Source organism: Stenotrophomonas sp. CCNWLW162, from assembly GCF_037203745.1.
In the GTDB taxonomy this organism is placed as follows: Bacteria; Pseudomonadota; Gammaproteobacteria; order Xanthomonadales; family Xanthomonadaceae; genus Stenotrophomonas; species Stenotrophomonas maltophilia_AQ.
On the sequence record NZ_JBBCBL010000004.1, the window covers coordinates 44,382 to 57,875 of the forward strand.

At 67.1% G+C, this 13,494-nt stretch carries 17 protein-coding genes; 4 read left to right on the forward strand and 13 right to left on the reverse strand.

The annotated features are described in order from the left end of the window. Window positions 1-104 precede the first annotated feature (104 nt). From V9K93_RS12360 to ccmA, 11 genes are all read right to left on the reverse strand, one after another. Window positions 105-449, reverse strand: a complete 345-nt coding sequence (locus V9K93_RS12360; RefSeq protein WP_046986134.1) for a DUF1294 domain-containing protein — start codon at window positions 447-449, stop codon at window positions 105-107. Further along, window positions 450-1,562 (reverse strand): homoserine O-acetyltransferase MetX, encoded by a 1,113-nt coding sequence (metX, locus tag V9K93_RS12365; RefSeq protein ID WP_046986133.1) that lies wholly within the window; start codon window positions 1,560-1,562, stop codon window positions 450-452. A 152-nt stretch (window positions 1,563-1,714) separates the two neighbouring features. Continuing rightward, complete coding sequence (locus V9K93_RS12370) at window positions 1,715-2,704, reverse strand: tetratricopeptide repeat protein (RefSeq protein WP_046986132.1); 990 nt, start codon at window positions 2,702-2,704, stop codon at window positions 1,715-1,717. Then, complete coding sequence (locus tag V9K93_RS12375) at window positions 2,698-3,147, reverse strand: cytochrome c-type biogenesis protein (RefSeq protein ID WP_046986131.1); 450 nt, start codon at window positions 3,145-3,147, stop codon at window positions 2,698-2,700. Before V9K93_RS12375 ends, V9K93_RS12370 begins: the two co-directional genes overlap by 7 nt. A gap of 4 nt (window positions 3,148-3,151) precedes the next feature. Further along, complete coding sequence (locus tag V9K93_RS12380; protein WP_099551847.1) at window positions 3,152-3,769, reverse strand: DsbE family thiol:disulfide interchange protein; 618 nt, start codon at window positions 3,767-3,769, stop codon at window positions 3,152-3,154. Window positions 3,770-3,777: 8 nt separating this feature from the next. Then, a complete protein-coding gene (locus tag V9K93_RS12385) occupies window positions 3,778-5,697 on the reverse strand; it encodes a heme lyase CcmF/NrfE family subunit (RefSeq protein WP_337302639.1) in 1,920 nt (639 codons plus the stop codon). Beyond that, a complete protein-coding gene (ccmE, locus tag V9K93_RS12390) occupies window positions 5,698-6,159 on the reverse strand; it encodes a cytochrome c maturation protein CcmE (RefSeq protein ID WP_136639498.1) in 462 nt (153 codons plus the stop codon). Then, window positions 6,156-6,344, reverse strand: coding sequence for a heme exporter protein CcmD (locus V9K93_RS12395; protein ID WP_046984380.1), 189 nt, complete (start codon window positions 6,342-6,344; stop codon window positions 6,156-6,158). Before V9K93_RS12395 ends, ccmE begins: the two co-directional genes overlap by 4 nt. Then, window positions 6,341-7,111 carry a heme ABC transporter permease CcmC gene (gene ccmC, locus V9K93_RS12400; protein WP_337302640.1) on the reverse strand — a complete coding sequence of 257 codons (771 nt, stop codon included), beginning with the start codon at window positions 7,109-7,111 and terminating at the stop codon, window positions 6,341-6,343. The genes V9K93_RS12395 and ccmC overlap by 4 nt, the downstream gene beginning before the upstream one ends. Before the next feature lie 43 nt (window positions 7,112-7,154). After that, a complete protein-coding gene (gene ccmB / locus V9K93_RS12405; RefSeq protein WP_014647762.1) occupies window positions 7,155-7,850 on the reverse strand; it encodes a heme exporter protein CcmB in 696 nt (231 codons plus the stop codon). Next, a complete protein-coding gene (gene ccmA, locus V9K93_RS12410; RefSeq protein ID WP_005413987.1) occupies window positions 7,847-8,476 on the reverse strand; it encodes a heme ABC exporter ATP-binding protein CcmA in 630 nt (209 codons plus the stop codon). Before ccmA ends, ccmB begins: the two co-directional genes overlap by 4 nt. A gap of 186 nt (window positions 8,477-8,662) precedes the next feature. Here ccmA and V9K93_RS12415 point away from each other — a divergent pair, with 186 nt between their 5' ends. The 3 genes from V9K93_RS12415 (at window position 8,663) to V9K93_RS12425 (ending at window position 11,169) form a co-directional block, all read left to right on the forward strand. Then, window positions 8,663-9,811 (forward strand): pyridoxal phosphate-dependent aminotransferase, encoded by a 1,149-nt coding sequence (locus V9K93_RS12415; protein ID WP_337302641.1) that lies wholly within the window; start codon window positions 8,663-8,665, stop codon window positions 9,809-9,811. A gap of 13 nt (window positions 9,812-9,824) precedes the next feature. Continuing rightward, window positions 9,825-10,631: an amidohydrolase gene (locus V9K93_RS12420; RefSeq protein WP_046984378.1), complete on the forward strand. Its 807-nt coding sequence runs from the start codon at window positions 9,825-9,827 to the stop codon at window positions 10,629-10,631. A 103-nt stretch (window positions 10,632-10,734) separates the two neighbouring features. Continuing rightward, entirely contained in the window at window positions 10,735-11,169 is a 435-nt protein-coding gene (locus V9K93_RS12425; protein WP_046984377.1) for a hypothetical protein, read from the forward strand. Here V9K93_RS12425 and V9K93_RS12430 read toward each other — a convergent pair. Further along, entirely contained in the window at window positions 11,156-11,449 is a 294-nt protein-coding gene (locus V9K93_RS12430; protein WP_046984376.1) for a hypothetical protein, read from the reverse strand. The two genes, V9K93_RS12425 and V9K93_RS12430, sit on opposite strands and share 14 nt — an antisense overlap. Before the next feature lie 353 nt (window positions 11,450-11,802). Here V9K93_RS12430 and V9K93_RS12435 point away from each other — a divergent pair, with 353 nt between their 5' ends. After that, the gene (locus V9K93_RS12435) at window positions 11,803-12,210 is read left to right on the forward strand and encodes a hypothetical protein (protein WP_012511621.1); all 408 of its coding nucleotides are present in this window, start codon (window positions 11,803-11,805) and stop codon (window positions 12,208-12,210) included. 78 nt (window positions 12,211-12,288) lie between these two features. On the opposite strand, the gene V9K93_RS12440 is transcribed toward V9K93_RS12435, so the two are convergent. Continuing rightward, a complete protein-coding gene (locus V9K93_RS12440) occupies window positions 12,289-13,443 on the reverse strand; it encodes an MFS transporter (RefSeq protein WP_337302642.1) in 1,155 nt (384 codons plus the stop codon). Between the last annotated feature and the right edge of the window lie 51 nt (window positions 13,444-13,494).

Genomic DNA, 13,494 nt, shown 5'->3' on the forward strand with positions numbered 1-13,494 from the left:
GGTTTAAACCACCCGGGTTGGGCCGGCCGGGGCCCGCCAACCCCGCATCCGTTTCTAAAACCTGGGTTTGGCCGGCCCGCGCCCGGCACTACCCATTCGAACGGTTACCGCGAAAACTCGCGCAGCATCACTGCGATCGAGGCCACGTTGGCCAGCACGCACAGCCAGAACACCCATTGGAACGAGGCCTTGCGATGCTTGTGGCGGAACAGCCCCTGGCCCAGCAGCGCACCGGGCCAGCCGCCGGCAAAGGCCAGCAGTTGCAGGGTGCGCTCGGGAATCCGCGATTGCTTGCGCTGTGCCGCGCGCTTGTCGTGGCCGTACAGGCCGAACGACACTGCGCTGGCCAGCAGGCACCAGCCGCCCAGCCACAGTGGCAGCACGCCGCTGATCATCAGCGCGATCAGCGCGCCGAACGCGGCCAGCGCGAGGTTGCGCCGCCACGCCACTTAGAGTGCGTCGAGGAAGCCGCGCACGGCCGGGCCGAAGCGCTCGAAATCGACCAGGAAGGCGTCGTGGCCCTGTGGTGATTCCAGGCCGATGAACTGCGCATCGGCACCGCCTGCGCGCAGGCCATCTGCTACTTGCTGCTGCTGCTGCACCGGGAACAGGATGTCGGTGTTGGCACCGATCGCCAACGCCTTCTCCACCCGGATCTTCGCCAGCCCGGCCAGCACGTCGCCGTCGGCATACTCGGCCAGGTCGAACCAGTCCATCGAGCGGCTCAGGTACAGGTAGCAGTTCGGATCGAAGAAGCGCACGAAGCGCCGCGCGTGGCCTTCCAGGTAGCTTTCCACCTGGAATTCCAGGCCGAACGGATCGTCGTCGGTCTGGTCCGAATCCAGCCGCACGCGGCCGAAGCGGCCATCCCATTCCAGCGCCGAGCGGTAGGTGATCACGCCCAGCTTGCGCGCCATGCGCATCCCCGATTCCGGGTACGCATCGTCATCGTAGTGGCCGCCGTTCCAGCGCGGGTCGAGGCGGATTGCCTCGCGCTGCAGCGAGCGGATCGCGATCGAGAACGGCAACGCCTGTGCACTGCCGGAGATGTTGATGTGGCTGCGTGCGATGCCCGGCTGCAGCATCAGCACGGCCAACGCGGTCATGCCGCCCATTGAATTGCCGACCACGCAGGCCAGTTGTTCAATGCCCAGCGCCTGCACCACCTCGATGGCCGCGCGAGCGCCGTCCTCGATCGACAGCTCCGGGAAGTCGAGGCGATAGGGTTGGCCTGTAGCCGGATTGAGCGACGCCGGTCCGGTCGAGCCCTTGCAGCTGCCCAACGAGTTCACGCACACCACGAACCAGCGGTCGCTGTCGATCGGCTTGCCGGGCCCGACCATCGCGTCCCACCAGCCCGGTGCCGGGTTGGCGTCGTTGGCGGCGGCATGCGCATCCGGCGACAGCCCGGTGACGATCAGGATCGCGTTGCCGGCATCGGCATCCAGCGTTCCCCAGGTTTCGTAGGCCACGCGAGCACCGTGCAGGGCGCCACCGCGCTTGAACGGGAACGGCGAGGGCAGGGCATGGAAGCGAGTGCCGGGCGGGATGAATTCAGTCATGCGGGCATTCTAGCGGGGCTGCATGTGGAGCTGGCGACACGCTGGTTTCCATCGGCGATGCACCCGGTAGTACCGGCCGCTGCCGGCAACCTCATGAACCTTGATGTGCCCGCGTGGTTGCCGGCCAGCGGCCGGCACTACCGTGCGGAGCGTCAAGGGAACCGCAACTCAACCACGCCCTCATGCGGCAGGTTCACCTTCACAGGCGTGCTCTGCAGATCGTCCTCGCTACGGTTGGCGCTGCCGCTGCGCGAGATGCGCGCCAGCACTTCCACTTCGCGATGGGCCGACAGCGGTGCGGTCGGCATCGGGCTGTCACCGTCACCCAGCCCGACCGTGGCCGGGAAGCCAGCCAGCGGCAGCTTGCGTGCGGCCACCGGCATCGGCGGTCCACCCGCGGCACGCGCCAGTACGAACACCTGGGTGCCGGCTGGCCACTCGCTGCTCTTCAGCGCCGGCAGCTGCACGCGTACCTGCAGCAGCGCCGGTGGCGTCGCAGCGCCAGCATCGGGCGCCTGGCCGACGGCTTCGCGGGCGATCGCGATCTGTGCCTGCAGTGCCTGTGCGGCACCCGGTTCCAGTCGCGGCAGCAGGCTGCTCCAGATATCGGCTGCTTCGGCATTCCGGCCGCGCTGGCGCAGGGCGATGCCGAGCAACCAGCTGGCGCGTTCGGCATCCGGGGCCAGGCTGCGCGCCTGCTGCAGCCAGGTCATTGCGGTGTCGTCGAACTGTTTGCCGGCATCGGCCTGTGCCCGCGCCTGTGCCGCTTCCACCAGCACGCCGGGGTCTTCAGGGGCCAGGGCGGCGGCACGTGCGAAGGCGTCCGCCGCAGCCGACGTGTTGCCCAGCTCGGCCTGCGAACGCCCGAGCAGCGTCCAGCCATCGGCACGCTGCGGATCGCGCTGCAACGCATCCTGCAGGGCCTGCACGCCGTCACGCAGGGTGGCCACCGACGGCGCAGGCTGCACCTGTGCCGCACGCGGGTCTCCGACCAGCAGGTACAGGCAGGCACCGGCCACGCCCAGCGCGAGCACGCCGACCACGAAGCCGCGGCGGCCATGGTGGCGCAGCGGCCACAGCACCAGTGCAGCCATCAGCGCAGCACTCACACCCGCTGCCATGGGAAGCCAATGGCTCACCAACCGTCTCCTTCATCAGTCTTGCTGGCCGGTGCGGACGCGACCGTGCGCCCACGACGGCGGACGATGCCCAGCACCACCAGCGCACCGGCGCCGAGCACCAGCAGCGGACCGCCCCACAACAGCCACGTACCCGGCTGCAGTGGTGGCTGGTAGAGCACGAACTCGCCGTAACGGGCGACCAGGAACTGCTTGATCTGTGCGTCGTCATGGCCCTGCTGCATCAACTGCAGCACTTCGCGGCGCAGGTCCTGGGCGATCTGCGCGTTGGAATCGGCCAGTGACTGGTTCTGGCACTGCACGCAGCGTAGCTGCGCGGCCAGGTCATGAAAGCGGCGTTCCTCTGCGCCATCGCGGAACTGCAGCGGCTGCGGATCGTGCAGCGGCTGCTGGGCCAGCGCGGCCAACGGCAGCATCATGAGCAGCAGCGCCAGCAGCCAGCGCATCGGCTCAGGGCGCCGTGTGCAGGGTGTTGCCGGCATTGCCCTGGGCCTTTTCGATCTTCTCCAGGGCCGGGATCAGCTTCTCGTCGACCACGCGCTGGGTCATCGCCCCGCTGTACTTCCAACGCACGATGCCACTGCCATCGACCAGGAAGGTTTCCGGCGCAGCGGTCACGCCCCAGTCGATCGCGGTGCGGCCTTCCACGTCGCTGAGCACGACCATGAACGGGTTGCCCAGCTGCTCCAGCCAGTGCAGGGCATCGGTCGGGTCGTCCTTCCAGTTGTAGCCGATCACGCGTACGCGCTTGCTCTCGGCGAAACGGGTCAACACCGGATGTTCCTCGCGGCAGGCCGCGCACCAGCTGCCCCACACGTTCAGCAGGTAGGGCGCGCCGCGCAGCTCGTCGCTGTGCACGATCATTTCCGGGTCGTGCAGCACCGGCAGCGCGAACGCCGGCGCCGGCTTGTCGATCAGGGCCGACGGCAGCACGTCGCGCTGCGGGTCGCCGGATTTCATCACCCCGTAGATCATCAGCCCGAGCAGGCCGAAGAAGAACAGCACGCCGATCACGATGGCTACCGGCGGCAGCGGGCGGGAGGGGCGCGGGGCGGGGGACTCGGACATGGGAACTCCTACGGACGACGGAAGCGGCGGTCGGCGGCGGTGATGAATCCGCCCAGGGCCATCAGCAGCGCGCCCAGCCAGATCCAGCGCACGAACGGTTTGATGTGCACCCGTACCGCCCATGCATTGTTGCCCAGCGGCTCGCCCAATGCCACGTAGACATCACCGTCGAAGCGTGCATCGATGCCGGCTTCGGTCATCACCTGGCCGCCACTGGCGTACTGGCGCTTCTCCGGATGCAGCAGTGCCAGTTCGCGGCCATTGCGGAACACGCGCAGATGGCCGCGGTCGGCGATGAAATTCGGACCTTCGCGATGGTCCACGCCTTCGAAGCGCACTTCATGGCGGCCGACCACCACCTGCTGTCCGGGTGCCAGCGCTACTTCGCGCTGCACGTTGAGTGCTTCCACCAGCAGCGCGCCGGCCAGGAACACGGCAATGCCGGCATGGGCGACGATCATCCCCAGCATTTCGGCGGTGAAACGGCCGTTGCCGCGCAGGCGCTGCCAGACGAAGCGGGCGGTGCCCAGCCCGACCCAGGCCGCTGCAGCAACGCCCAGGCCAGCCTTCCAACCGTTCTGTGGGGCCTGCCACCAGGCCAGCGCGCCGAGCAACATGGCCAGTCCCAGCCATGGTGCCAGCAACGCGAATGCACGCGAAGACTGGTCGCGCTGCCACTTCACCAGCGGGCCGAACGGCAGCAGCAGGATCATCGGCGCCATCAGCAGCAGGAACAGGCTGCCGAAGTAGGGCGGGCCGACCGAGATCTTGCCCAGCGACAGCGCATCGGCCAGCAGCGGGTACAGCGTGCCGAGCAGGACCATCGCGCAGGCAGTGGCCAGCAGCAGGTTGTTGGCCAACAGCAGGGTTTCGCGCGATGTCGCGGTGAAGCCACGGCGCGGATCGTCGGCGTTCACCGACAGACGTGGCGCCCGCAGCGCATACAGCAGCAGGCTGCCGCCGACCAGCACCGACAGGAACACCAGGATGAACAGGCCGCGCGAGGGATCGGCGGCGAACGAATGCACGCTGGTAAGCACGCCGGAGCGCACCAGGAACGTACCCAGCAGTGACAGCGCGAAGGCGGCGATTGCCAGCAGCAACGTCCAGCTGCCGAAGGTGCCGCGCTTCTCGGTGACGGCCTGCGAATGGATCAGCGCCGCACCGACCAGCCACGGCATGAAGCTCGCGTTTTCCACCGGGTCCCAGAACCACCAGCCGCCCCAGCCAAGCTCGTAGTAAGCCCACCAGCTGCCCAGCGCGATCCCCAGCGTCAGGAAGCCCCAGGCGACGTTGGTCCACGGCCGCGTCCAGCGCAGCCAGCGGGCGTCGACGCGTCCTTCCAGTAGTGCGGCTACCGCGAACGCGAACGGCACCGCGAAGCCGACGTAACCGATGTAGAGCATCGGCGGGTGGATGATCAGCCCGGGGTCCTGCAGCAGCGGGTTGAGGTCACGGCCTTCCAGTGGCGCCGGGTTCAGGCGCAGGAACGGATTGGAGGTGAAGATCAGGAAGGCGAGGAAGCCGACGCTGACCACGCCCATCACCGCCAGCACGCGCGCTTGTACCGGCGCCGGCAGGTGCCGCGAGAACAGCGCCACCGCGCCAGTCCACAGCGCCAGCACCAGCGCCCACATCAGCAACGAGCCCTCGTGCGCGCCCCAGACCGCCGAGTAGCGGTAGATCATCGGCAGCAGCGAATTGGAGTTCTCGGCCACGTAGCGCACCGAGAAATCCTGCTGAACGAACGCGGCGGTGAGTACCGCGAAGGCGCCGGCAAGCAGCAGCAGCTGCGCGAAGGCGGCCGGTCGCGCCACCGCCATCCATGCCGTGTTGTTGCGCTGCGCACCGGCCAGCGGCAGGCCGGCCTGCAGCAGCGAGGCCAGCAGCGCGCACAACAGCAGGATCTGACCCAGTTCGGGCAGCACTCAGCGCACCTCGGGTGCCGTCACCGGCACATCATGCTTGCGATGGGCGTCGCCCATCTTGTCGGCCACTTCCTTCGGCACATACTTCTCATCGTGCTTGGCCAGGACTTCATCGGCGACGAAGATTCCGTCCTGCAGGCGGCCGCTGGCAACCACGGCAGTGCCCTCGGCGAACATGTCCGGCAGGATCCGTGAGGTGCTCACCGCCAGCTGAGCATCGCCGTCGGTGACCTCGAAGCGTGCTTCCAGCGAGCCGACCGGGCGGTTGAAGGAGCCCTTCACCACCATGCCGCCCAGGCGGAAGCGCGACTGCGCATCGACATCCCCGCGCAGCACCTCCGAGGGCGTGTACAGGTAGGCGATGTTGCGCTCCAGTGCCATCGCCACCAGCGCGGTGGCCAGGCCGGACGCAAGCAGGGCCAACAGCACCCAGACCAGGCGGCGACGCTGTACCGGGGTCATCGTTCCAGCTCCGTCGGCAACGACGACGCGGCTTCCTGCTTGCCGGCGCGGGTCTGCTGTCGCTGCTGGCGTGCCAGGGCGAGGCGGCGTGCCACGCGCAGGCGCAGCCACGAACCGATGGCATCGGCGCCGAGCACCAGTACGAACACGGCGTAGGCACCGATCACGTAAGGCAGGTGGGTCATGGCTGGACCTCCCCGGCCGGGCGTGCGGCATCGACCCGGCCACCGACCCAGGCCTTGCCGGCCTCGCGGTCGAGGTTGTCGGCGCGGGCCTTGGCCAGCACCGAGCCTGCGAACCAGAACTTGGTGCCGATCACCATCCACCACAGCGGCGCGATCATCGCGCTGCTGATCGCCGATTCACCGAACACGTTGATCGACTGGCGCTGGTGCAGGCCGCCCCACCAGTCCACCGAATAGCGGATCACCGGCAGCAGGCTGACACCGACGATGGCCAGCAGGCCAGCCGCGCGAGCGGCGCTGCGACGGTCCTCGATGGCGTGGTACAGGCCGATCACGCCCAGGTACAGGAACAGCAGCACCAGTTCACTGGTCATGCGCGGGTCCCAGTCCCACCAGGTGCCCCAGGTGCCCTTGCCCCAGATGCTGCCGGTGAGCAGGGTGATCAGGGTGAAGCCTGCGCCCATCGGCGCGCAGGCCATGGCCAGGATCTCGCAGACCTTGATCCGCCAGATCAGTGCGATGGCGGCATACAGCGCCATCAGCGCGAATACGAACAGGCTCATCCAGGCACTGGGCACGTGGATGTAGAGGATGCGGAAGCTGTCCAGCTGCTTGGCTTCCGGCGGCACCACCAGCAGTGCCTGCCACATGCCGACCAGCAGCACCGGTACCGCAGCCAGGTAGAACACCCGCGACCAGCGGGCAGCGAATCGGTCGAACGTGGGGGGCGAGCCGAGTTGGTGGAACCAGCGGACAATCGGATTCATGCGTGGCGGCTATCCAGCAGGGGTGGATTGGCTCTCAGCTCGGTCAACTCAGAGAAATACGTATTGCAGCAGCGGTGGCCAGCGGAGCCAGCACCAGCGCGACCAGCAGGCCGGCGCCCAGCATCAGCAGCGCACCGACCGGATCCTGTCCGCGTCCGGCCGCCGCCAGACTGCCTGCACCGAACACCAGCACCGGCACGTACAGCGGCAACGACAGCAACGCTACGAGAATACCAGAGCGCCGGATGCCTACGGTCAGTGCTGCGACCACACCACCGATCAGACTCAGCAACGGTGTTCCCAGCAGCAACGATGCCAGCAACATCGGCAGCTGGTCATGCGGCAGATGCAGCATTTCGGCCAGCAGCGGGCTGACCACGATCAGAGGCAGCGCAGTGGTGGCCCAGTGCAGCAGCACGCGCACCAGCACCAGCCAGGCCAGTGGCACCGGCGCCAGCAGCCATTGTTCCAGCGAGCCGTCTTCGGCATCGGAGCGGAACAGTGAATCCAGTGACAGCTGGCCGGCCAGCAGTACCGCCAGCCACAGCACTGCGCCGGCGGTGGCGGCCAGCAGTTGCGGTTCGCGGCCCTGGGCGAGCGCGAACAGGACCACCACCAGTACCGCGAACAGCAGCGGTTGCAATGCGTCGCCGCGACGGCGCCAGAGCAGGCGCAGGTCGCGCCTGAGCAGCGCACCTGCGGTCTGCCACAGGCCCGGTTCGGTACCCGGCGCGATCATGCAGCACCGCCGAGGTCGAGCTGGCGGGTACGCACCGGCGGTGCGGCATAGGCGCCGTGGGTGGTGACCAGTGCAGCGCCGCCGGCACGCAGATGCGCGGAAATCATCCGGTTGACCAGGGTGATGCCCTCCAGGTCGAGGTTGGCATAGGGTTCGTCGAGCAGCCACAACGGCGCCGGCGACAGCCAGATGCGTGCCAGTGCCAGACGCCGCTTCTGTCCGGCCGACAGATGCCGCACCAGGGTGTCCTCGTAACCGGCCAGGCCAACGATGGCCAGCGCGTTGCCCGGCATCTGCCGCGCGCGGCGACCGTGCAGGCCGCACAGGAAATGCAGGTTCTCCAGCGTATCCAGGTCCGGCTTCAGCGCCGGTAGGTGGCTGAGGTAGGCCACATAGCGTGCACGTTCGGCATTGCTGGCCGGCTTGCCGTCGATCCGCACCTGGCCGGCACCGGGCCGGGCCAGGCCGGCCAGCACGCGCAGCAGGGTGGTCTTGCCGGCACCATTGCCGCCCTGCACCAGCAGCGCCTCGCCGGCGTCCACATGGAAGTCCAGCGGGCCGAACACCGGCTCGTCATTGCGGGAGAAGCTCAGGCCGCTGGCGGCCAGCAATGCAGGGGTGTTCAAGGGGCAGGGTCTTCATGCCGGAGTGCGGCGGCAATTGTAGCGGTGAATGCATACGGTAGTGCCGGCCGCTGGCCGGCAGGCGCGACCAAGCGTCGCAGATTGTCCGAGGTTGCCGGCCAGCGGCCGGCACCACCGAAGCAGGGATTGCGTAAACTCAGGGGCCTGTCTCCCCATATCCCCAGGCCGATGCAACCGAACACCAAGCTGCCCAAGGTCGGTACCACGATCTTCACCGTGATGTCCCAGCTCGCTGCCGAACACGACGCGGTCAACCTGGGCCAGGGTTTTCCGGATTTTTCGGCGCCGCAGCGCCTGATCGACGAGACCGCCAGGGCGATGGCCGCCGGGCTGAACCAGTACCCGCCGATGACCGGTGTGGCGCCGCTGCGCCAGGCCATCGCGCAGAAGGCGCTGGACTGCTACGGCGCGCAGGTGGATGCGGACAGCGAGATCACTGTCACCAGTGGCGGTACCGAGGCCATCTTCAACGCCATCCACGCCGTGGTGCGGGCCGGCGAGGAAGTGATCGTGCTCGACCCGGCCTATGACTGCTACGAGCCGGCGATCGACCTGGCCGGCGCCAAGGCGGTGCATGTGTCGCTGGATCCGCAGACCTTCGCCGTCGACTGGGACCGCGTGCGCGCGGCCATCACCCCGCGCACCCGCATGCTGATCGTCAACACCCCGCACAACCCGTCCGGCGCGATGCTGTCGGCGCAGGACATGCAGGCGCTGGCCGAGCTGCTGCGTGGCACGCAGATCTACCTGATTTCCGATGAGGTGTACGAGCACATCATCTACGATGGCCGCCGCCACGAATCGGCGCTGCGCTATCCGGAACTGCGTGAGCGCGCTTTCGTCATCTCCAGCTTTGGCAAGACCTACCACTGCACCGGCTGGAAGATCGGTTACGCGATCGCACCGCCGGCGCTGACCGCCGAATTCCGCAAGGTGCACCAGTACAACACCTTCACCAGTTTCGGCCCGGCGCAGTACGGCTTTGCCGCGATGATCCGCGATGAACCCGAACACCACCTGGAGCTGGGCGCGTTCTACCAGGCCAAGCGCGACCGCTTCCGCGAGCAGCTGGCCGGCACCCGATTGAAGGCGTTGCCGGTGCCGGGCGGTTATTTCCAGCTGGTCGATTACTCGGCCATCAGCGATCTGCCGGACCATGAGTTCGTGAAGTGGCTGACCATCGAGAAGGGCGTCACCGCCATTCCGCTGTCGCCGTTCTACGAGAATCCGCCGGCTGGTCAGCGCCTGGTGCGCCTGTGCTTTGCCAAGAATGAAGCGACCATGGACGCGGCGATCGAACGCCTGCGCCTGCTCTGAGCGAGGCTTGAACATGCAGGACCTGCGCATTTCCCTCGTCCAGGGTGACACCCGCTGGCACGACCCGACTGGCAACCGTGCCTACTACGGTGCGTTGCTGGCGCCGCTGGCCGGCAGCACCGACCTGGTGATCCTGCCGGAGACCTTCACCAGTGGCTTCTCCAACGAGGCCATCGCCCAGGCCGAAGGCATGGATGGCCCGACCGTGGCCTGGGTGCGCGAGCAGGCCAGGGCCTTGAACGCGGCGGTGATCGGCAGCGTGCAGTTGCGCGAGGGCGAGGGCGTCTACAACCGTCTGCTGTTCGCCACGCCCGACGGCGAGCTGCAGTACTACGACAAGCGCCACCTGTTCCGCTATGGCGGCGAGCACGAGCGCTATTCGGCCGGTCGCGAGCGCCTGAGCGTGGAATGGAAGGGCTGGCGGATCAATCCGCAGGTCTGCTACGACCTGCGTTTCCCGGTGTTCTGCCGCAACCGCTACAACGTGGAGCGTCCGCAGCAGCTGGATTTCGACCTGCAGATCTTCGTCGCCAACTGGCCGTCGGCACGCGCCTATGCATGGAGGACCCTGCTGCGTGCGCGGGCGATCGAGAACCTGTGCTTCGTTGCTGCGGTCAACCGTGTCGGCGTCGATGGCAACCAGCTGCACTACGCAGGTGACAGCGCGGTGCTGGATTTCCTGGGGCAGCCTCAGGTGGAGATCCGCGAGCGCGAACAGGTGGTCACCACCACCATTTCGGCTGAGGCGCTGGCCGCACACCGCGCGCGCTTCCCGGCCATGCTTGATGCCGATGCCTTCCATCTGGACGAACAGGCCTGAGCGACGGCCTGAACGCTGCCGCACCAGCGCGCGCGCCTGCATTCAACCTGCACGCGCGCGCTGCTAGATTCGCCGCCAGTCCGACCGAACGGGAAGTCCCGCCATGAACAAGCCCTTCGCCCTGCTGCTGGCCCTGTCTGCCGCATCGCTCGCCCCGGCCGCGCACGCTGCCGGCAACCTCGATTGCGAGCTGCACTACAACCTGTCCGGCTGGTCGCTGATCTACAAGACTGCCTCCGGCAATGGCACGGTCACCTGCAGCAACGGCGCCAGCATGCCGGTGCGCATCCAGATGAAGGGGGGCGGCCTGACCGTGGGCAAGTCGAAGATCACCAACGGGCGCGGCAATTTCACCGGCGCGATCAGCATCGATCAGCTACTGGGCACCTACGCATCGGTCGGTGCACATGCCGGTGCGATGAAATCCAGCAATGCGCAGGTGATGACCAAGGGCGATATCTCACTGGCCCTGTCCGGTACCGGCAAGGGCTGGGACCTGGGCGTGGACGGTACCGCGTTCACCCTCAGCCGGCGTTGAGGCGGCGCTGCGCTGCGCCATCCCAGCTGATCCGGATGTAGTGCTGTTCGGAATCGCTCAACAACCGTTCGACACCGAAACCATTCTTCAGCAGCTGTGCGACCACGTCTTCGACGAGCTGCTCGCTGGCCATCACCTGGCTGAAGCCGAACACGATATAGCGGCGGCCATTTTCCGAGCCGATCTGGATCGAGTTGTCGAGGTCGCGGTAGAACTGTTCGATCGGGCGCTTGGCGGCATCGGCGTTGGCGCGGGCCTGTTCGGCGGTGATGGTGATCATGGGCATCTGCCTTGTGCGGGAGAGCGCGCACGATAGCCAGCGCCCTGATGTGAATTCCGTGCGTGGCGCACAATGCCCCGTGTTTGCAGCAATTCCTAACATGAGCTGTGAACGTCAAGACGCGCAGGAAAAGTGCCGCGCGGCGGTGAGCATCCTGCATCGACATGAAGCCATCGGGAAGGGATGGGTGCCAGCAGCAGTACAGGCATGCAACGCACCGCCCAGAGGGGATCCTGGACCCATCCGATGCTGTGGGCACGCAGTGCATTTACATTTCCTTGACCTTGCAGTAACCCCGCAATGCCTAACAGGGACGTCCCAGCGATTCTGCTGGGATCATTGGAGACGCTGGAATGGAGTTCAGAACGTCCGTGCTGCTCGTGGCCCTCATCGCCACACCCGCGATCGCCCACGCCGAAGTCTGCCTGTCCGACAGCGGCATCGTTGTGTCCTGTCCTAGCCTGTTACCGCATCCGGTGACGGCCAGGTTCGAGATCGGGACCCTGCCGCGTGTGGCCGGCTCGCCATCGGAAATCTACATCACAGGCGGCGGCCAGGTGGATGGAACGAGTAATTTCTCGGTCTATGCCAATGGTCAGTTCCTGTGCCGTACCAATGACAATTACGACGGTGGCAACACCACGCCGATTCGCCATTGCACCGCGACCATCGCAACACCCGGGACCTATGTGATCTCGGCGTCGCGCAACAGCCCTGGCAACTTCCTTGCGCCGATGGACGAAGTGATCAACGTGCAGTAATCGATTGTCCGCTGACCCAGGCCCCGGGGCGTAACCCCCGGGGCCTCTGCTGCCCTTATGGCAGCGGGACCGGCTCCTTCACCGTTGCGATCCACAACCAGGCCTTCCGCCGTCAACTGCCCTGTCCCGTTGCAGCCACAAGGCCAGCAGGCCACACACGATAAGGGTCGGTGCCAGCAGCTGCACTGCACCGGCCAGTGCCATTGCCGCACCGATCAACAGGTAGTAGAGCAGGCCGAACAGCGCGCCTGCGCTGCCGAGACAATGTGGATAGCCGCGCAGGGCCTGGCCGAGCACATTGGGAATGGCAAGGCCGAAGCCCGTCACCACCGGCACCATCGCCGCGACCAGGGCCGGGTGATCATGCAGCAACGCGGCCAGCAGGCCTCCCGTCAGAACCAGTCCTGCGGCGATGCGGATGCGCGTGGTTGTGGCAACGCCTGCACGCAGCAGGCGCCCATTGCCCCACGCGCCCAATGCCGAACCCAGTGCCAGCACCGCGCCGCTGGCGCCGAACCAGGTGGCTGGCCAGTGCAGGCGCGCAAACACGAAGGGGCCGAGTACATACCAGCTGTACATCGCGACGTTGAAGGCCATCACCAGCAACGCGTGTGACCAGATCCAGCGATCGCGCAGCAGTTCCCGCAGCAGCGGAAGCATGGGCGTGTGCGGGATCTGTACAGGGCGGCTTTCGCGCAGGCCTGCCAGGCATGCGACTCCCAGCAGGGCAGCAATCAGCAGCAGGCCGGACTGTACGCCGACATAGCCATTGGCGGCGACCAGCAGCGTGCCCAGTGCAAGACCGATGGCCGGACTCAGGGCCAACGCCATGCCGATCCAGGAGAATGCCTGCGCCAACGCCGGCCCCTGCAGAAGGTCGCGCAGCACGGTCTGGGTGACCACCGAAGCGGCGGCGGCGCCGACTGCGGCCAATGCCTGGGCCAGCAGCACCTGGCCGAAGCTGCCAGCCATCAGGCCGCCCAATGCAGCCACTGCGAAAACGCCGAGGCCACAGAGAAGGGCGGGGCGACGACCGATACGATCGGCCAGGCGCCCCCACAGCAGCACACCCGCAGCGAAGCCGAACAGGTACAGGCTCATGGCCTGGCTGGCGGCACTCGGCGGCAAGGCGAAGCGTATGGCTAGATCGGCCAGGGCCGGGCTGTACAGGGTCTGTGCCAGCTGCGGAAACATCAGCAGTGCAATGGCGAGCAACAACAGGCGACGCGACATGCGGGCGCTCCAGGAACGGGGCCGCGCATTGTGGTCGCGTCCGCAATGGCG